The following is a 19208-nucleotide window of genomic DNA, read 5'->3' on the forward strand; positions in this document are numbered from 1 at the left end:
CCTGTCCGGCGGGACCGCGGCGGGGTGGGCGGTGCACCCACCCCGCCGGCGCCCTACCCCCGTCCGGCCTGCTGGGCCAACTCGGAGAACAGGCCCGATCCAGAGCACCGGCCTGCGCACTGTCCCGCCTGCGTGCACTGGTCCGTCTGCGCGCACCGGCCCGTCTCGGCGCTCTGCTCGGTGACCTGCCACGACTCGGTGGACTCCGCTCCGTCATGGGTCCGGCGGCGGCGGAGCACCCACACGATGACCCCGGCGGTCGTGAGCAGGAGCCCGGTCAGCCCCACGAGCGCCAGTCCCTGCACTCCCGTGTAGGCCAGCGCGCCCGCCCGTGGCGGTGCTGCGTCCCCCGGCTCGGTGCCCGCCGGGGTCGAGGCGCTCGGCCCGCCCGGTCCGGAGACCGCGCCCGGCAGCCCGCCGGTGCCCGGCGTCGCTGTCGCGTCCGGCCCTCCGGTCCCGCCGGGGCCGTCCGGGTCGCCCGGCCCGTCCGGGTCGCCGGGCCCGTCCGGCTCACCGGGCCCGTCCGGGTCACCCGGCCCGTCAGGCTCTCCCGGCCCGTCCGGGTCACCCGGCCCATCTGGCTCACCCGGCTCGTCCGGGTCGACGACCTGAATCGGCACCTCCGGCGACTCCTCGCCACCGTCCGGGTCGGTCGGGGAAGTCCCGGTGGCCACGTTCACCACGTCGGAACCGTCTCCGGAGTACTGCGGGTCGAGCCGCGCCCGGAACTGGAAGGCGTGCTCCTGTCCCGGAGCCAGGTCCCCGCCACCGGTGCACGTCACCCGCTGCCCCGCAGCCGTGCACGCACCACCCGAGCCACCCGGACCGACGAACGTCAGCTGCGCCGGCAGGTCGTCGACGGCCCCCACGTCGCGCGCGGTCGACGGGCCGTCGTTGCGTGCGGTCACGGTGTACTCGAGCTCGTCACCCGGCTCGACCTGTCCCGGGGTCACGCTCTTGTCGGTCGACACCTGGGCGATCGTGGCAACGGGCGCCGCAGCCCGCGAGGTGTTGTCCGACGGGTTCGTGTCGGACAACCCGGGAGCGGTGTCGATCGTCGCCGTGCTCGCGATCTGACCGGAGGCCCCGGGGTCGAGTCGCCCCTCGATCGTGAACGTCGCCGCGGCACCGGGGGTGAGTCCGACCGCGGTCGAGACGTCCCCGCTCCCCGACGCGTCGCGGCAGGTCGAGGGGCCGGGCACGCTGCAGGTCCACGTGACGTCACGGAGCTGGTCGGGGACGTCCACCGTCACCGGGCTCGGGTCGGATGCGTTCACCCCGACGTTCGACGCCGTGACGGTGTACCGGACACGGTCCCCGGCGACGACCGGCGGCATGTCGTGCTCGACACGGAGGTCGGCGGGCTGGGCCACACGGAGCGCGTCGATCTCGTGCACGCTCCGGAACGACCCGGTGGCCGCGGTGAAACCCAGCCGGAGGGTCTCCGGGAGCGGCGCCTGGCCCGGGCCCTGCAACTGCACGTGGTCGAGTACGGTGCGGTCGGCACCGCCCGGGAAGGACAGCCGGACGGTGAGGGTCAGGCCGTCGTCCTCGGGCTGCAGGACGACACGCACCTTCCGCGGGACGCGGGAACCGGTCGCCACCCCGCCGTCGATCACGGCGTGCTGGACGAAGCGGTACCCGGTCGTGCCGTCACCGGAACCCCGGATCGTCACGGTGTCGGGGGTGCGACCGGGGCCGCTGTCGTTGAACGGCAGCGAGAAGTTGCCGTACTGGTCGAGGGCCACGGCCGCGAACGCGCCCGGCAGACCGGGCAACGTGCAGGTCGACTGTCCCTGGGTGTCCGCGGCCCGGCAGGAGTACCCGAGGGCGGCACCGTAGGCGCCGACACCCGGTGGCACGGAGCCGTCGGCCAGGGACAGGAGCAGGCCGTCCGCCCCCTGCGCGTCCTCGGTGTACATCGCGTAGTCGAACTCGATGTCGAGTCCACGGTCGGACGGGAACGAGTCGTCCATCGCCCAGGCACCCGCAGCGTTGAAGACGGCGTCCGTCAGGCGGAGTCGACCGTCGACGATGTGGGCGTCACCGCTCAGCGTGCCGCCGTCCGCGGTGGCGAACCCGGTCGAGAACGGGAAGGTGAGGTCGTCCGCCGCGGCGGTCCCGCTGACGCCGAGCGGGGTCGCCGCGCCCATGGCGACGGCGACCGCCGCCCCGGCTGCCCAGCGCCGCAGCCCCCGTCGAGCAGCCCGGCGACGGAGCCCTGGCCGGACGTCCGGAGGTGCGGGGAACGGAGGTGGACCGGTGCGCTTCGTGTCATGTGTCATGCCACGATCGTGGCGCCGCGGCGATCTCCCCCAGGGGCCTGGTCGACGACCTGTGGAGCGACGCTGCGAGCCTGGCTGCTGTGCAGGAGGAGCTGGTCAGGTGGTGGGCGGCCCTCCCGCGACTACGCCAGCCAGACGGTGGTGTGCCCGGGGAGCTCGCCGTCGGTGAGCGGCGCGGACGTCACCACGACGGCGCCCTCGGGCATCGGCACCGGCTCGGCGCCGAAGTTCGTGTACGACCGCCACCCGTCGTGCCGCGCGAACGCGACGACCTCGGGCGACGACGTCTCGATCCACTCGAGCTCCTCGCCCTGCTGCAGGCGCCGACGGGCAGACAGCGCCTCCCGGTAGAAGGACAGCGTCGAACCGGGCACCCGGTCCTCGGCCTCGACGCTCGAGGCGCCGAAGTCCGACGGCTGCGGCAGGTGCGGTGCGGCGTCACCGAAGCCGAACGAGGGTCCGGTCTCGGTCCAGGGGATCGGCACCCGGCAGCCGTCCCGGCCCTTGACGGTGTGCCCGGTCCGGGGCCACTTCGGGTCCTGCAGCTGGTCGTGCGGGATCGCGGGCGCCTCGTGCAGGCCGAGTTCCTCGCCCTGGTACACGTAGGACGACCCGGGCAGCGCGAGGACGAGGAGGGTCGCAGCCCGCGCGCGTCGGAGTCCCCCGTCACGGTCGAGTGGCGGCGTCTGCCCGTCCGTCATCAGCCACTCGTCGGTGTCCGTACCGTCGGGCAGCCCGTACCGGGTGGCGTGCCGCACGACGTCGTGGTTCGAGAGCACCCACGTGCTCGAGCCCCCGGAGGTCTGCGCTCCGTCCAGGTTCTGCGCGATGAGCGTGCGGAACTCGGTCGCGTCGAACGGCGCCTCGAGGAGGTCGAAGTTGAACGCCTGCCCGAGCTCGGTCGGCCGGGCGTACAGGACGCGGCGGGGCGCCGGCGCCCAGGCCTCGGCGATCGCGGCACGGGGCGGCGAGTAGCTGTTGAGCACCTTCCGCCAGGCGGCGAAGATCTCGTGCACCTCGTCGCGGTCGTACAGCGGGTCTGAGCCGTCGAGCGGCAGCTGCTGTTCGTTCGACGGGCGGTACGGCTCCGACAGGTCCTTCGCGAGCCCGTGCGCGACGTCCACGCGGAATCCGTCGACCCCGCGGTCGGACCAGAAGCGCAGGGTGTGCTCGAAGTCCTGGTGGACCTCGGGGTTGGACCAGTCCAGGTCGGGCTGTTCCGGCGCGAACAGGTGCAGGTACCACTGTCCGTCAGGGACCCGGGTCCAGGCGCTGCCGCCGAAGTTGGACACCCAGTCGCTCGGCGGCTGCTCGCCGTCCGTCCCGGCACCCTCGCGGAAGACGTAGCGCGCCCGTTCCGGGGAACCGGGCGCCGCGGCGAGCGCGGCACGGAACCACTCGTGCTGGTCCGAGGTGTGGTTCGGCACGAGGTCGACGATCACGCGCAGGTCGTGCTCGTGGGCGGCGTGGATGAGCTCGTCGATCTGATCGAGGGAACCGAGCTTCGGGTCGACGTCGCGGTAGTCGGCGACGTCGTACCCGCCGTCGGCGAGGGGCGACGGGTAGAACGGCGAGAGCCAGAGCGCGTCCACACCGAGTTCCGCCAGGTAGGGCACCCGGCTGGTGACGCCGGCGATGTCCCCGATGCCGTCCGCGTCCGAGTCGGCGAAGCTGCGCGGGTACACCTGGTAGACGACGGCCTGCCGCCACCAGTTCGGGTCGGTGGTGCGGGGCGTGTCGCTCGGCGTGCGTCTCGGGGTCACCTGGCCGACACTACCGACGGCTGCTCCGCGTGTCGGGAGGCCCGGACACGCCCGCCTGGTCAGCGCGGGAATCCCGCGCGGGATGGATTGGTTGTCGGTCGAACCATCACGACCAGAAGGAACGTCATGACCCAGATCGTCGCCCTCGTGGGCAGCCTCCGCGCCGGATCCATCAACCGCAAACTCACCGAGGCAGCCGTCCAGCACGCTCCAGAGGGCATCGAGCTCTCGGTCTTCGACGGCATCGTGGACCTGCCGTTCTACAACGAGGACATCGACGGCGACACCCCGCCGGCCGCTGCGGTCGCGTTCCGTCAGGCCGTCGCCGCCGCCGACGGCCTCCTGCTCGTCACCCCCGAGTACAACGGCACGATGCCGGCCGTGCTGAAGAACGCACTCGACTGGGCCTCGCGTCCGTTCGGCTCGTCGCCGATCTCCGGCAAGCCGCTCGCGGTCATCGGGTCGGCGTTCGGCCAGTACGGCGGCGTCTGGGCCCACGACGACGCCCGCAAGGCCGCCGGCATCGCGGGCGCGAAGGTCCTGGAGGACGTCAAGGTCGCGATCCCGCAGTCCGTCGTCCGCTTCGCCGAGACGCACCCGCGTGAGGACGAAGAGGTCGTCGGCCTCGTCCGTGGCGCCCTGACCGCGCTCGCCGACGCCGCCGACGAGTCCGTCGCCGCGTAGCCCACCCGACGTCGCGACGGACCCGAACCGACACGACGGGACAGGACAGGACACGGACCAGCACGACCGACGACGGACGGGAGGCTCCCCACCAGCGGGTGGGCAGCCTCCCGTCCGTCATGTCCAGGAGATCGTTCGGCAGCCTCGTCACCAGACGGATTACCATCATCGGATGACGACGCAGGAGATCGAGGAGCCGTCCGGCTACTGGTTCCCGGACGACGACGCCACCCAGCGCGGTGTCGCCGTGTTGAACGCACTGCGTCGCTACCGGGCCTCCGAGACGGCGATGCGCCGCCGTACCCGTGACTCGATGGGCATGGGCGAGACAGACCTGCTGGCGGTCCGCCACCTGCTGCAGGCCCAGCGCGCCGGCCGCTCGGTCAGCCCGAAGGACCTGTCCGCCTACCTCAAGATCTCGTCCGCCTCGACGACGATCCTGGTCGACCGTCTGGTCAAGAGCGGGCACGTGCGTCGTGAGCCGCACCCCACCGACCGCCGCGGGCTCATCATCGTGCCGACCACCGAGACCGACGCCGAGGTCCGGGCCACGCTCGGCATCATGCACCGCCGCATGATGCAGATCGCCGAGGACCTGTCCTCGACCGACGCCCGCGTCGTCGCGATGTTCCTCGAGGAGATGCGCATCGCCGTCGACCAGGTCGACCCGCCCGTCGTCGCGCACTGACGTCCCGGTCGGGATGCCCGGGCCACGGTTCCTCGACACCCACTGGGAACTCGTCGTCGCGGAGCGCGTAGACCAGAAGGGTCAGTCCCGCGAAGAAGGAGTCGTCACATGCACGCATCGGACAAGCTCGCCGCCAACATGCAGAAGGTCCTCGTCGACCTGATCGACCTGCACCTGCAGGGCAAGCAGGCCCACTGGAACATCCTCGGCACCAACTTCCGTGACCTCCACCTGCAGCTCGACGAGATCGTCGACGCGGCTCGTGAGTTCGCCGACGACATGGCAGAGCGCATGCGCGCGCTCTACGCCGTCCCGGACGGCCGTGCCGCGACCGTCGCTGCCGGCACCCACCTCGACGCGTTCCCCGACGGCGAGGTGCTCACGCACGATGCCATCGACCTGGTCACGCTGCGCCTCTACCAGGCCACCGCGACCATGCGCGACGTGCACGACGAGGTCGACGACGAGGACCCGACGACCGCCGACCTGCTGCACGGCTTCATCGAGCGCCTCGAGCAGCTCGCCTGGATGGTCAGTGCAGAGAACCGTGCCCCCCGGACGCCGCTGGCGAGCGCGACGACCGCCGCGGTGGCCGAAGCATCTGAGCACGAGTAAGTCCGGGCCACACGTGGACCTCGGGATCCAGGGCAAGACCGCGCTCGTCTTCGGCAGTGACTCCGGCATCGGCTGGAACACCGCGCGCATCCTCCTGGCGGAGGGTGCCACCGTGGTCGTCACCGACATCGAGCAGAGCCGACTCGACACCAGCGCCGACCAGCTCGAGGCGCCGCCCGGCAGACTCCACGCGTTCGCTGCGGACGTCCGCAGCGCCGAGAGCCTCGCCGCGTTGCACGAGCAGGTGCGGGACGCGGTCGGCGAGATCGACATCCTGGTGCAGTCCTCAGGCGTCACCGGCGCCCAGGGGATGTTCCACGAGATCGACGAGGCCGGCTGGCAGGAGACGCTCGACGTCGACCTGATGGGGCCGGTCCGGATCACCCGCGAGTTCATCGGGGACCTGCGGAACGGCGGTTGGGGGCGGATCGTCTACCTGGTGTCCGAAGACGCCACGCAACCGTACGACGACGAGTTGCCGTACTGCGCAGCGAAGGCCGGGGTGCTGTCGTTCGCCAAGGGCCTGTCGCGGTCCTACGCGAAGGAGGGGCTGCTCGTGAACACCGTCTCCCCGGCATTCATCCACACCCCGATGACTGACGCCATGATGGACAAGCGGGCGAAGCAGCTCGGCACGTCGTTCGACGAGGCGATCTCGAGCTTCCTCGACGAGGAGCGCCCGTACCTGGAGCTCAAGCGTCGTGGTGAGCCGGAAGAGGTCGCGAACGTGGTGGCGTTCCTCTGCTCCGAACTCGCCAGCTTCGTGAACGGCTCGAACTACCGCGTCGACTCCGGCTCCGTCGCCACCATCTGAGCGCACGCGTGCGCCCTGGACAGACGGTCGGCATGCCGCCGACGGTCGGTCGGGACGCTCACACGAGAGGCCCGTGACCGGCTCTGCGGAACCGGTGACGGGCCTGCCGTGCGCCCGCGGGTCAGAACGGGCGGCGGTCGCCGCGGGGCCGGGGATGGGCCGTGTCGGCCACTGTCCCGCGGACCCCGGGGACGACCGGCGCCCCGTCTCCGTCCGTCGTCGCGCCGACGTGCGACTGCTCCGCCGCTCCGAGCTGCTCGTCGTCGCGCTCCGCCCTGCCGATGAGCTGCAGGAAGCGGGACCGCACCACGAGCCAGCGGTCCGTCGCGCTGAGGCGGTCGAGGTCGGACGCGATCGAGTCGTCACGAACACGCTGCAGGGACGAGACGCCACGGTCCCGCAGACGACCGTCGACGTGCGCGACCACGATCCGTGCGACCGCGTCGGCCCGGGCCTGCATCACCGAGTGCCCACCATCGACGACCTCTCGGAGGACCGCGTACGGGAGCACCCGGGCCAGGCGTCTGATCCAGGAGCGTGGCACCAGCGCGTCGTGCTCGCCGCGGACGACCAGGGTGTGTGCCTGCACGTCGGCGGCGCGTTCCTCGATGGGGTAGGCGATCATCGCCGGCAACAGCGTGCGGAACCAGTGCCACCCACCGAGCGCGGACGTGGTGACCCCGTGCCAGCGGACCGCGGATGGTTCGTGCACCGCCGACCGCAGGAACCGGATCGTGGCCTTCGACACCGACCGCGAACCCGGCTCGAGGACCGGACTGATGAGCACGACGTCGGAGACGTCCGGTCGACGGGCCGCGACCTCGACGACGACCTGCGCTCCCATCGAGTGGCCGATGAGCACCGGGTCGTGCAACCCGAGGTGGTCGATGACCTGCTCGACCGCATCGGCGTAGCGCTCGATCGAGACGGCTCCCCGGAACCACGGCACTCCCGGGGAGCCCGGCAGGTCCAGCGCGTGCACCGGGCCGTTCCCGTCGAGGTGCGACACGAGCCGCTCGGGGGAGGTCTCCGCGATGCCGGGTCCCGCGACGAGCACGAACGCACGGTCACCGGGCTGCCCGGAGGAACCGACGCGAACGTGCGTGCCGTCCACGGCGACGCGGTGGACGCGGACCTCGAGGGCCGGGTCGGTGGTGCGGGCGGGAGCACCGCCGGGGTCGGGTGCGCCGGGTGGGAAGGGGCCCTCCGGGTGGTGCACGTCGTTCACTGGCGCTCCTCGCGGTCACTGGCGGTCGCCCAGGCTACCGCGGCCGTGCGACCGTCCCCGCGATGCCGGTCCGCACCCGGGTCGACTGCGGCAGGACTCAGCCGCCGAACGGGAAGGCCGGACGGCCGTGCACGCTGGTCGGCACCGCGAAGACGGAACCGGAGTGCGGCGCCCGGGCGAGCTGCTCCTCGGTCATGTTCTCCCGCGCGGTCCCGACGAGCAGCAGGGACATGTCCGTGCCGCCGAACGCCACCGAGGTCACGTTCGGCGCCGGGATCTCGACGGTCTCGAGGTGCGTGCCGTCCGGGCCGTAGCGCTCGACCCGGGACTCGCCGTAGATCGCGCCCCAGAAGCAGCCCGCGTCGTCGCGCACGAGCCCGTCGTGTGCTGACCCCTGGATGAACGGCACGAGGTCGCCGAGGACACCGTCCGGGCCGTAGGAGCCACGGTAGATCGTCTCCGTGTCGGTGTCGGTGACGTACATCTCGGAGCCGTCGTCGTTCCACTCCATGCCGTTGGTCGTGCCGAACCCGGTCCGCAGGACCCGCACCGACCCGTCCGGCGAGAACGAGTACAGCACCCCGGCGGGCGGTCCGTCCGTCGGGTCCATGCTGCCGACCAGGAACCGTCCGAACGGGTCGCACTTGCCCTCGTTGAAGCGCATCTCCTGGTTCGCGTGCTCGACGCTCGCCAGCTGTCGTTCGACGTGACCCTCGTCGTCGGTCAGCACCACGGTGTCGTCCTGTGCTGCGACGAAGCCGCCGCCCGCCCTGGGCTGGAAGGAGGCCAGCGGCGGGCCGAGCTCGGCGGTGCGCAGCACCCGGCCGTCCGCGTCCGCGGTCATGAGGGTGCCGTTCGGGATGTCCGCCCAGCGGGCGACCCCCTGGTCGGGGTCCCACACGATGCTCTCGGCGAGGGTGACCTGCACGTCGGAGAACACGGTGGCAGGACCGGCAGTGGCGCTCGTCGTCATGTCCTCCGTTCTACCGGTGCCGTGGTCCGCCGGGGTTCAGCCGACCGGCCGCCGTCCCGATCACGCGGGACCGGGACGGCGGCGGGCGCCGTCGTCACTGCTCGGTCGTGCGGCGGAGCACCAGGAAGCGGGAGCCGTACGCGCCGATGCTCAGCGGGAAGCTGCACAGGTCGTCGACGGTGCCGAGCTCGCTGTGGTCCGTGGCGTCGAGGACCGTCGCACCGTGCGGGAGCGACTCCGACCGGATGGTCCCGTCGAGCGCGGTGTCCGTCATGTTGAGCACGGTGATCTGCACGACCGGCTCACCCGTCTCGTCCGTCGACTCGAGTTCGTGCACCATCACGAGCATCCCGCGGTGCGCGACCTCGGGGACGTCCACCTGGCGTGCCGACGCGATGCCGTACTCGGTGCGGACCCGCAGGAGCTCGCTGAGCCGGGACGCGAACGAGTCCCGCCGCTCGAGCTGTTCCGGCAGCGGACCGTAGAGGGAGCGGGCCCGCGGCATGCCGGACGCAGAGCGCTCGGTGTCCGGTGCCACGCCGAGCAGGTCGTGTGCGCCGCGCTCGATCCACCGGGTGTCGCCCTCGGCGATGAGGTCGGTGACGAGTTCCCGCGGGAGCGTCAGCGACCCGAGCAGGTCCCACCCGGACATCGCGAAGACCCCGGGCTGCCAGGCGTTGAAGGCGGCGAGCAGCAGGTGCGCGTCGCGGATCTGCGGGACGTCCTCGTCCTCGATGTCGTCGAGGGTCGTGTGCCCCTGGGTCGCGGCGATGAGCGACGCCGTCGTGCAGGCGATGCCGTTCGTCGTGAACACCAGGTTGTAGTCCGCGGCCTCGCCGGTCAGCGCCTCGGTGAGGTCCGCGCGGATCCGCTCGGCGAGCGCTCCACCCGTGGTCTCCTCGCCGTGGAACGTGTAGACGTCGTCTTGGTGCAGGGTCGCCCAGTGCACGAGCTCGTAGGTGAGCTCGTCGTGGTTCTGCATACCGTGCACGAGGCTCACCGGTTCGACGCCGAGCTCCAGCGAGGTGCGGAGGGTCAGACGGAGGAACTCGGTGTCACCCGTGGCGAGGGCGTGGTGGTACGCCGGCCGGTTGATGAAGTCGTACGACAGATCGGCGCCGACGGCTCCGGTGTCACGGATGTCCTCGATCGTCAGGTTGAGTTCCTGGAAGGTGAAGCCACCGACCTTGCGCACCATGCCCGCGATGACGTGGTTCGCCGCGTGCGAGAGCGGGTGTCCCTCGGACCAGCCCGGTGCACCTTCGGCGCTCTTCTCCACGCCCAGGAACCCGTTGGCGTCCAACCGGAGCGCGCTGGTGCCCAGGTCGCCGAGCGAGTGCAGGGCGTCACCGATCACCAGACGCATGCCGGCGAAGGTCGGGTCGAGCCAGTTGACGGACGGCTGCCCCTCCTTGAAGTAGTGCAGGTAGACCCAGCGCCGGGTGGTGCCGTCGACGCCGACGACCGGGGCCGTGACGCTCCAGTTCGTCTCCTTGACCCCGGGCTGGTGGAAGATCACCCGCTGCAGCTCACCGATGATGTAGCCGCGCTCGGCGAGGGCCGACTCGGTCGCGGCGTCCAGGTTGAGCGAGTCGCGGTGCTCCGGCACGGTCGGGAGCAGGTGCCACTCCTCCGGCGGGATCTCCACCATGTGGTAGATCCCGGGGTAGTCCTTGAACGCCATCTCGGCCAGGCGGAAGTCGGCACCCTTGCCGGTGTGCCCCGGGACGATGTCGTCGATGATGCTGCCGCCGTGCTCCTCGGCGACGTCGGTCATCCGCTGGAACGTCTCCTCGTCGCCGAAGGTCGGGTCGATCTGCGTCCCGATCCGGTCGAAGTGGCCGTCGACGCTGGGGGTCTCCTGCCAGCCGCGGATGCCGCCGGCGCGCTTCACCGGGCCGGTGTGCACGCCGTTGATGCCGATCTGCTCGAACGCCGACCACAGCTCGGGGTCGGCGAGCGCCGTCAGGAAGGACTCCCCTTGGCGGGTGATGAGCGAGATCGGGTAGGCCGTGAACCAGACGTCCGAGGTCGCCACGGCACGCCGGGCGTCCGGTCGGGCGTAGGGGTTCCGCCACATGGCGGGCGTCCCCGACAGCTGGCGACTCAGGACGTCCGCGTCCTTGAGCATCGACTGTCGGACGAGCCACTCGATGTAGGCGGGGTTCTCACCGTTCGCCGCGCGCGGGTCGGAGAACCGGCGCTGCAGACTGCCGCCGCGCAGGTTCACCCGGGGCCGCAGGCGACGGGGTCGCGCCGGGTACAGCTGCTCGTCGTAGGTGATCTCGGGAACCGACGACGTCGTGTCCTCGGTGCCCGGTTCGTCGTCGCCCTGGTCGGCGCCCCGCTCCGGGACACCACCCACCGGGAGCCGGTCGCCGGTGATCTGCTCGTCCGCGACCCGCTCGTCCATCCGGGATGCCTCGTCGTCCATGTCCACGGACCCCACGCTAGTCACGCGATGCCGGGGACGACCGCCGGTTCACCGGTGGTCAGCCAGCGCGGTCCGGCTCCGGCGTGGCGCGGACATCCCCGGTGTGCCTGCCACCGGTGTGCAGGGCCCCCGCGTGGGAGCCTCCGGTGCGGGGACCGACGGTGTGCGCTCCCCCGGTGTGCGGCAGGGGGAACGCGTCGCTGGTGCGCAGGGACTCCTGCCGGAGCTCCAGCTGGGTGACCGCCAGTGCGGCGAGGTCCCGCAGGTTCGCCATGTCGGCGTCGTCGGCCGTGCGGGGACGCGAGTCGAGCACCGCGAGGGTGCCGATCGTCACGCCGTCGTGGCGGACCAGGGGCACGCTGACGTAGAACCGGATGCCGAGCGGACCGGTGACGAGCGGGCTGTTCCGCATCTCAGGGTGGGTCGACCCGTCCGGGATCACGACCGGGACCGGCACCGGTGCGAAGCCGTTGCGGAAGGTGATGCTCCGTGCGGACTTGTCGATGCCGTCCGCGACGTAGGACTGCGACCACTCCCGGTCCTCGTCGAGCACCTCGATGAGGGCGATCGGCGCGTCGAACAGCCGGGCCGCCATCGCGGTGGTCCGCTGCAGCGCTTCCTCCGGCAGGACATCGAGCGTCGTCGGGCGCGCCGGGACGCTGTCGGCCGTGCCCGCCGCGGCGGCAGCGGTGCCGCCGGGCGCCCCGGTGGTGGGCCCCGTCGTCGGCGGGACGTCAGCCTGCGGCTCGTCCGCTGCCGTGTCCGCGATCACCACGTGTCGGAGCAACGCGACCAGCTCGCCGCCGACCGGCCGAGCCGCCGGGTCCTGCGCGGTCATGGCCGCGAGCGCCTGCCGCCAGTGCTCGGGCAACGGCTCCGGGACCACCGGGTCCCGCGACAGCCGCGCCAGCGCCGACTCGACGAGCGATCCCGGGAACTCGCGCCGCCGGGTGAAGCACTGCAGCAGCACCAGGCCGAGCGAGTACACGTCGCTGGCCGGGCCGACCTCGGTGCCGCGCGCCTGCTCCGGGCTGAGGTACGCGGCAGTCCCGGTCGTCACGCCGTCCGCGGTGAGTCGCTCGACCCCGGCGGCCAGGGCGATCCCGAAGTCGGTGAGTCGCGCCCGCGCTCGGTCGGACCCGTTGCCGTAGTCGACGAGCAGGATGTTCGACGGCTTGATGTCGCGGTGGACGACGCCCTGCGCGTGGATGTAGTCGAGCGCCTCGGCCATGTCGAAGCCGATCTCGGCGATGTGCCGGGAGGCGAGCGGCCCGAGCGACAACCGCTCCTCGAGGTCCTGGCCGTGCACGAGCGCCATCACGATGAACCGCTGCACGGACCCGCGCTCGTCCTCGACGACGCCGGCGTCGAGCAGGCTGACCAGGTTGTGGTGGTCGAGCGAGGCCAGGACGCCCTGCTCGGCTTCCTGGCGCGCGATGTCGACGATGCCGGGGTGGAAGAGCTTCACGGCGACGGGCCGGTCCAGGCTCTCGTCCCACGCCCGGTGGACGACGGACATGCCGCCGCGACCGATCACCTGCTCCAAGCGGTACCGGCCTGCCAGGAGCGCAGCGCTCTCCTGCTGTCCCTCCGTCGGAACCATGCTTCCTCGTCTTCGGTGTGGGCGACTCGCGATGCGCCGACGCTGGTGTCGAGAACTCGACGATGCATCATCCCATCACGGGGGCCGCACCGTCCGCCACGATCCCGTGGGCGCGGTCAGATCCGCGCGTACCGTGCCCGGAAGAAGCTGTAGACGCCGAACGCCGCGAACCCGAGCCCCACCACGACGAGCACGACGGAGCCTCCCGGCATCGACCGGAGGGCATCGAACGCCCCGTCCAGCCCGCTCGCCTGGTCCGGGTCGCTCCGGACGGCCGCCACGGCCACGAGCACCCCGACGATGACCACGGCGACCCCCTTCGCGATGTAGCCGAGCGTCGCGAGCACCGCCACGGGCCGACGCAGGGACCGCGGCTGCGGACGGAGCTTCTTCTCCCACGACCCGCGGAGGCCGATCACGACGAGGCCGACGCCGATGGCGATCGCGACGGCCGCGACGAGGAACAGGAGCACGACCCCGCCCGGTGTCGCGAGGGCCGTGGCCGCCGCGCTCCGCGTCGACCCGCTCGAGCTCTTCCCCGCACCGAGCGCGTGACTGGCCGAGGAGTACGCGATCACTCCGGAGACCACGGCCCTGCCGACGTTCGACGCCCGGGCCAGCCAGGCGCGCGCGTCGTCGGTGCGCCCGCCGATGACGGCCTCGACGACGAGTCGGACGGTCAGCGCGGCGGTCCCGACGGCGACGATCCAGAGGAGCACGACCCCGCCGGGCACCGAGGCGAGCTGCGCGAGGGCGCCGGACTGGTCGGTGTCCCCCGACTGCGCGCCACTGCCGGCCGCGGCGGTGCCGATGCCGAGCAGCACCGCGAGGTACCCGATGAGCAGGTGCACGACGCCGGTGCCGACGAACCCGGCCCTGGCCGTGGTCTCGAACCACCGACTGTCGGCGGCCCGGCGCGCCTGTCGTCCGGTCTCGCGGGCTGCGTCCTGTGCTGCGTCGGTCACCCCATGAGCTTGCCCGACCACGCGGTCCCTGTCCGGCCGGTCCCGGTCCGGTGAGGCCGCGGCGGACGGGAGGCCCGTGGCCAGGCCGTCACGGCCCTCCCGTCCGTCGTCGTGTCGCGGGGTCAGTCCCCCTTGACGTTCACGATCTGCCGCAGCGTGTGCCGCACCGTGACCAGGTCGGCGGCGTCCGCCATCACCTGGTCGATCGGCTTGTACGCGGCCGGGATCTCGTCGAGGAACGCGTCGGTGTCGCGGTACTCGATGCCGACCATCGCCTGCCGGAGTTGCTCGTGTGTGAACGTGCGCCGGGCCGCAGACCGCGAGTACGACCGGCCCGCGCCGTGCGGCGAAGACTCGAGCGACGGCTTGTTGCCCCGCCCCTCGACCACGTACGACGCCGTGCCCATCGACCCCGGGATGAGCCCGGGCTGCCCGGACCTCGCCTGGATCGCACCCTTGCGGGACACCCAGACCGACTTGCCCCAGTGCTCCTCACGCTGGGTGAAGTTGTGGTGGCAGTTGATCCGCTCGAGCTCCTGCACCTCGCTGTCGACCACGCCCGCGAGCTGCCGGACGACGCGGTCCATCATCTCCTCGCGGTTGAGCAGGGCGAAGTGCTGCGCCCACCGCAGTTCGGCGATGTACCGGTCGAACTCCGCGGTGCCCTCCACCAGGTAGGCGAGGTCGGGGTCCGGCAACTCGATCCACCAGCGTTCCATGGCGTGTTTGGCGACCGCGATGTGACGCTGGGCGATCTTGTTGCCGACACCACGGGAGCCGGAGTGCAGGAACAGCCAGACCCGGTCGTCCTCGTCGAGCGAGACCTCGATGAAGTGGTTGCCCGAGCCGAGCGTGCCGAGCTGGTTCCGCCACTTGGCGAGCGCCCCGGCCGGGTCGAAGCCGGCCCGCTCGGCCCGGGCTTCGAGGTCGGCGATGCGCGGGGCGGCGGTCTCGACGATCGTCCGGTTCGACGCCCCGGCGGACACCGGGATCGCCCGTTCGATCGACTCCCGGAGCGGCCGGAGGTCCGTCGGTAGGTCGGAGCGATGGAACCCGGTGCGCACCGCGATCATGCCGCAGCCGATGTCGACGCCCACCGCGGCGGGCATCACCGCGCCGAGGGTCGGGATGACCGACCCGACGGTGGCGCCGAGCCCGAGGTGCGCGTCCGGCATCAGCGCGAGGTGCGGGTAGACGAAGGGCATGTCCGCGGTCGTGCGGGCCTGCTGCTCGGTGCTCTCCTCGAGCATCGAGGCCCAGGAGAGCAAGCGGTTCGTGATCTTCTGCATGGTGGTGTCCCTGTCGGACGACGTCGGGGTGACGGTCCGCCCGTCCGGGCAGAACCGAGAAGCGTAGCGTGCCCACGAACACCTGCACGAGGGCACATCCGGGGTACGTGGCGTCCGCGGCACGTCGAGCGGTTCCGGGCACGATGGAGCCATGACCGAACGGACACGGGACACCCCCGACGCCACCGACAACGAGGAGCGCACCGACGGGTACGTCCCGCTCCGCTCCTACGGCGCGATCGGTGACGGCAGGACCGTGGCACTCATCGCCCGGGACGGCCGGATCGACTGGCTGCCGATCCCCGCGATGGACTCGCCACCGGTGTTCGCGAGCATCCTCGACGCCGAGCACGGTGGGCACGTCGCCCTCCGGCCGGTCGACGACGACGCCTCGGTCTCCCGGAAGTACATACCGGGGACGAACGTCCTGCTCTCCACCTGGACGACGTCCTCAGGACAGGCCACCGTGACGGACGCGATGGTGACGGGGGTCGCCGGTCGCCTGCCGTGGGCCGAGATCGGCCGCTGCGTGCAGGGCGTCGAGGGGTCCGTCGAGATGGAGTGGGCCGTCGTCCCGGGCACGCTGCTGAACACCGCCGAGCCGGAACGTCTCGACACCGTGAACGGCACCGTCATCGGGATCGACGGCATCACCATCGCGGTCGTCGAGCAGGGCTTCGAACCGGTGCACGACGACGGGCCGCGGTTCTCGGGACGCTTCCACACGACCGAGGGGTCGAAGCACATCCTGACGATCGTGGGCACGCACGACGAACCGATCTTCATGCCCGACCCGCAGCGCTCGATGGAGGGCATCGACCGCACGATCGAGAACTGGTCGACGTGGTCGACGGAGTTCTCCTACGACGGACCATGGTCCGAGGCCGTGCAGCGGAGCGCCCTCGCCTTGAAGCTGCTGATCTCCTCGCCGACCGGAGCGATCGCGGCGGCGCCGACCACGAGCCTCCCGGAGAACCGCGACGGCGGGAAGAACTGGGACTACCGGTTCGCCTGGGTCCGGGACCTCGCGTACACGGTCAACGCGCTCACGCGCTTCGGCCTGCGCGAGGAGACGCACGCGGCCGTCTCGTGGGTGATGCGGACCATCGCCGAACACGACGAGACGATGCCGATCTTCTACGGCCTGGACGGTTCGAAGAGCGACACGGTCGAGGAGCGTGACGTCCCGGGGTGGACCGGCATCGGACCCGTGACCATCGGCAACCGCGCCGGTGACCAGCTGCAGCTCGGCGTCTGGGGCGACGTCTTCGCGATCATGCGCCAGTACGTCAACGCCGGCAACGTGCTCGACCGGAAGACCGCGTCGGTGCTGCAGGACCTGGCCGACGACGCCTGCCACCGCTGGGTGGAACGGGACTCGGGCATGTGGGAACTCGAGGACGCGCAGCACTACGTCACGAGCAAGATCGGCTGCTGGCAGGCGCTCGACGCCGCGGTCGAGCTGCACGACGCCGGCATGATCGACGGCCCGCGGGACAAGTGGGTCGAGAACCGCGAGCTCATCGAGCAGTGGGTCGGCGAGCACGGATGGGACGAGGAGCTCGGCCACTACGTGATGTACCCGGGCTCGGACGCCCTGGACACCTCGATCCTGCTGCACGCGATGTCGACGTTCGACCGTGGGCCCCGGATGGAGTCGACGATCCGGGCGATCGAGGAGCAGCTGCAGCGCGGCCCACTCGTCTACCGGTACTCCGGCATCGAGGACGAGGAGTCGCCGTTCGTCGCGTGCTCGTTCTGGTTGGCCGCCGCGATGGCGTGCGTGGGCCGGCACGACGACGCGGAACACCTGATGGACGAGATGGTCGACCAGGCGAACGAGGTGGGTCTGTTCAGCGAGATGATCAGCGAGGAAGGCGAGTTCATGGGCAACCTCCCGCAGGGGCTGTCGCACCTGGCGCTCATCCAGGCCGCGCTGACCATCGAGGAGGTCAGCCGACCGTGATCGCCACCAGGCCGGCGACCCCCACCAGGTAGAGCACGACGACGACGAACGAGTCGATGCCCATCCCGACGATCCGCCGCTGCGGCCGGAACACGAGCCCCACCGCGTAGACCAGGGTCAGCAGCGCCGCGAGCGCCGTCAGGTACACGTCGCTCGCGTTCGCCTGCGGCAGCACCGCCTTGCCCGAGAGCACGGTGGCGACGAGGAACAGCACCGGCAGGAAGGCGTTGCCGCCGAAGATGTCGGACACTGCCAGGTTGTCGTCGCCCTGCTTGACGGCCTGGAGGCCCGTGGAGATCTCCGGCAGGCTCGTCGCGAGGGCCAGGACGGTCGCCCCGAACAGCACGCCGGACAGTCCGATCTGACCCGAAGCCGCGTCGCCGGCCCGTTCGAGCACGACACCGGCGACGAGGGTCGCGAGGGCGGACACCGTGAAGACGACCACCGCCTTCCGGGTGCTCATCGCCGGTGTCGTGTCCTGCTTGCGAGTGCGGTGGCCGGATGCGTGCGGGCTGGCGTCCGGCGCGTGCCCGCTCTCGTGCCACGGCAGTCCCGTGCCGGCTCGCTGCACGAGGAGGAGCCCGACGGCCCAGATGACGGCGATGAGCACGACGTCGGGGGTGAGCCGCGCGACGACGAGGTCCGGCGGGAGCTGGCTGCCCGCGATGACGACGGCCAGGACGGCGACGACGACGAGCGCCTCGAGCACCAGCGTCAACGAGGCGGCGCGGTAGGTGATCGGCTTGACGCCCTTCCCGCGCCTGCCGAACGCGTCGAGCACGGCGATGACGACGGTCTGGATCGCGATGCCGCCGAGGATGTTGCCCGCGGCGACCTCGATCGAGCCGGAGAGGCCGGCGCTGACGGTGATCGCGATCTCGGGGAGGTTCGTCGCCACGGCGAGGACGATGAGCCCGCCGAGCGCACTGCCGAGGTGCAGGCGGGCGTCGAGCACGTCGGTCGTCTTGGACAGCTGGATGCCGGCGATCCAGATCACGGCCGCACCGGCGACGAAGACGACGACGAGCAACCAGAGGGGCAGGGTATCCACGAGGGTGACGATGCACCCCGACGGCTGGGTCGTCCTCCGGCACGCGCCGGCTGGACGGCTTCGTCGGGGGTCCAGGGCATCATGGCCCGACGATGAACGACGTCGACGCCCGGATGGACCGCCTGCGGAAGGCCGCGCGGTACCGCTACCAGCAGCTCGTGGACAGCGAGGTCGAACGGGGTTCCCTCGACCCGGACGAGGTCCGTGCCGAGCGCGAGGAACGACAGCTGCTCAAGGCCGCCGACGTCGCCGCCCACGCCCGTGCCCGGATCGCGGAGGCCGAGCGCCGCGGGGTGTTCGAGGGCAATCCGTACCACGGCAAGCCGCTGCCGGGCCTCGACGGCCAGCACGACCCGGACTGGTGGATCAAGTCGAAGATCGAGCGTGAGGACATCCGCGGGATCGCGCCGCCGGCCCTCGCCCTGCGGACCGAGGACGCCGAGCTCGACGACCACCTGGACGCACTCTCAGTGGAGTCGGACGTCCGGGACGTCCTGGTGGACTTCAACGCGCGTGTGAAGGAGGCGCGTCGGCAACTCCTCGGCGGGCCGCCGGTGGTCACGCCGATGCGCGACGTCGACGCCGAGGTCGCGCGGTGGCGGGACCGACGGGAGGCCCGTGCCGCGGCCGCCGCGTCGGCTGCGGCCGCGCATGCGGCCGAGATCCGACCGTCCCGGTGGTGGCGCCGACGCGGGTGAGGTGATCCGGGCCTCCCGGCCGTCGCGCTGGGACCGGACGCGCGAGAACGCCGCCTCGCGGGTGCGGGGCGGCGTTGTCGTGGTGTGTCAGATCGGGGTGTTACTTGATCTGGGCGGTGATGGTGGCGGTGCCGACGAGCAGGCCGCCCGTG

Annotated in this window: 15 protein-coding genes; 6 read left to right on the forward strand and 9 right to left on the reverse strand. The window is 71.7% G+C overall.

The features are described from left to right. Positions 1-53: 53 nt before the first annotated feature. Both DEJ31_RS11815 and DEJ31_RS11820 read right to left on the reverse strand, forming a co-directional pair. Positions 54-2285 carry a DUF11 domain-containing protein gene (locus DEJ31_RS11815; protein ID WP_146243146.1) on the reverse strand — a complete coding sequence of 744 codons (2232 nt, stop codon included), beginning with the start codon at positions 2283-2285 and terminating at the stop codon, positions 54-56. 122 nt (positions 2286-2407) lie between these two features. Next, positions 2408-4048, reverse strand: coding sequence for a glycoside hydrolase family 13 protein (locus tag DEJ31_RS11820; RefSeq protein ID WP_110905012.1), 1641 nt, complete (start codon positions 4046-4048; stop codon positions 2408-2410). 126 nt (positions 4049-4174) lie between these two features. On the opposite strand from DEJ31_RS11820, the gene DEJ31_RS11825 reads away from it, so the two are divergent. From DEJ31_RS11825 to DEJ31_RS11840, 4 genes are all read left to right on the forward strand, one after another. Next, positions 4175-4732 (forward strand): NADPH-dependent FMN reductase, encoded by a 558-nt coding sequence (locus DEJ31_RS11825; RefSeq protein ID WP_111044544.1) that lies wholly within the window; start codon positions 4175-4177, stop codon positions 4730-4732. 172 nt (positions 4733-4904) lie between these two features. Further along, a complete protein-coding gene (locus DEJ31_RS11830; RefSeq protein ID WP_110905014.1) occupies positions 4905-5420 on the forward strand; it encodes a MarR family winged helix-turn-helix transcriptional regulator in 516 nt (171 codons plus the stop codon). 108 nt (positions 5421-5528) lie between these two features. Continuing rightward, complete coding sequence (locus DEJ31_RS11835; protein ID WP_110905015.1) at positions 5529-6035, forward strand: Dps family protein; 507 nt, start codon at positions 5529-5531, stop codon at positions 6033-6035. Positions 6036-6048: 13 nt separating this feature from the next. Continuing rightward, positions 6049-6849: an SDR family NAD(P)-dependent oxidoreductase gene (locus tag DEJ31_RS11840; RefSeq protein WP_111121945.1), complete on the forward strand. Its 801-nt coding sequence runs from the start codon at positions 6049-6051 to the stop codon at positions 6847-6849. 121 nt (positions 6850-6970) lie between these two features. Here DEJ31_RS11840 and DEJ31_RS11845 read toward each other — a convergent pair whose 3' ends face one another. The 6 genes from DEJ31_RS11845 to DEJ31_RS11870 all read right to left on the reverse strand — a co-directional run bounded on the left by DEJ31_RS11845 (position 6971) and on the right by DEJ31_RS11870 (position 15341). Continuing rightward, on the reverse strand, positions 6971-8077 hold the full coding sequence (locus tag DEJ31_RS11845) for an alpha/beta fold hydrolase (RefSeq protein WP_111121946.1): 1107 nt from the start codon (positions 8075-8077) through the stop codon (positions 6971-6973). A 97-nt stretch (positions 8078-8174) separates the two neighbouring features. Continuing rightward, complete coding sequence (locus DEJ31_RS11850) at positions 8175-9050, reverse strand: SMP-30/gluconolactonase/LRE family protein (protein WP_111121947.1); 876 nt, start codon at positions 9048-9050, stop codon at positions 8175-8177. Between the two features lie 94 nt (positions 9051-9144). Then, the gene (gene treS / locus DEJ31_RS11855; RefSeq protein WP_258366279.1) at positions 9145-11484 is read right to left on the reverse strand and encodes a maltose alpha-D-glucosyltransferase; all 2340 of its coding nucleotides are present in this window, start codon (positions 11482-11484) and stop codon (positions 9145-9147) included. A gap of 58 nt (positions 11485-11542) precedes the next feature. Then, on the reverse strand, positions 11543-13087 hold the full coding sequence (locus DEJ31_RS11860) for a GAF domain-containing serine/threonine-protein kinase (RefSeq protein WP_111121948.1): 1545 nt from the start codon (positions 13085-13087) through the stop codon (positions 11543-11545). 116 nt (positions 13088-13203) lie between these two features. Next, the gene (locus DEJ31_RS11865; RefSeq protein WP_146243147.1) at positions 13204-14052 is read right to left on the reverse strand and encodes a DUF1206 domain-containing protein; all 849 of its coding nucleotides are present in this window, start codon (positions 14050-14052) and stop codon (positions 13204-13206) included. Between the two features lie 122 nt (positions 14053-14174). Continuing rightward, entirely contained in the window at positions 14175-15341 is a 1167-nt protein-coding gene (locus DEJ31_RS11870) for an RtcB family protein (RefSeq protein ID WP_111044540.1), read from the reverse strand. Positions 15342-15492: 151 nt separating this feature from the next. Here DEJ31_RS11870 and DEJ31_RS11875 point away from each other — a divergent pair, with 151 nt between their 5' ends. Then, positions 15493-17307, forward strand: a complete 1815-nt coding sequence (locus tag DEJ31_RS11875) for a glycoside hydrolase family 15 protein (protein WP_111121950.1) — start codon at positions 15493-15495, stop codon at positions 17305-17307. Here DEJ31_RS11875 and DEJ31_RS11880 read toward each other — a convergent pair. Beyond that, positions 17294-18358, reverse strand: a complete 1065-nt coding sequence (locus DEJ31_RS11880; RefSeq protein WP_110905023.1) for a sodium:calcium antiporter — start codon at positions 18356-18358, stop codon at positions 17294-17296. The two genes, DEJ31_RS11875 and DEJ31_RS11880, sit on opposite strands and share 14 nt — an antisense overlap. 92 nt (positions 18359-18450) lie before the next feature. Between DEJ31_RS11880 and DEJ31_RS11885 the strand changes: the two genes are divergently transcribed. After that, entirely contained in the window at positions 18451-19056 is a 606-nt protein-coding gene (locus DEJ31_RS11885; RefSeq protein ID WP_110905024.1) for a DUF1992 domain-containing protein, read from the forward strand. Positions 19057-19208: the final 152 nt, after the last annotated feature.

It is taken from the genome of Curtobacterium sp. MCPF17_031 (assembly GCF_003234035.1).
GTDB lineage: Bacteria > Actinomycetota > Actinomycetes > Actinomycetales > Microbacteriaceae > Curtobacterium.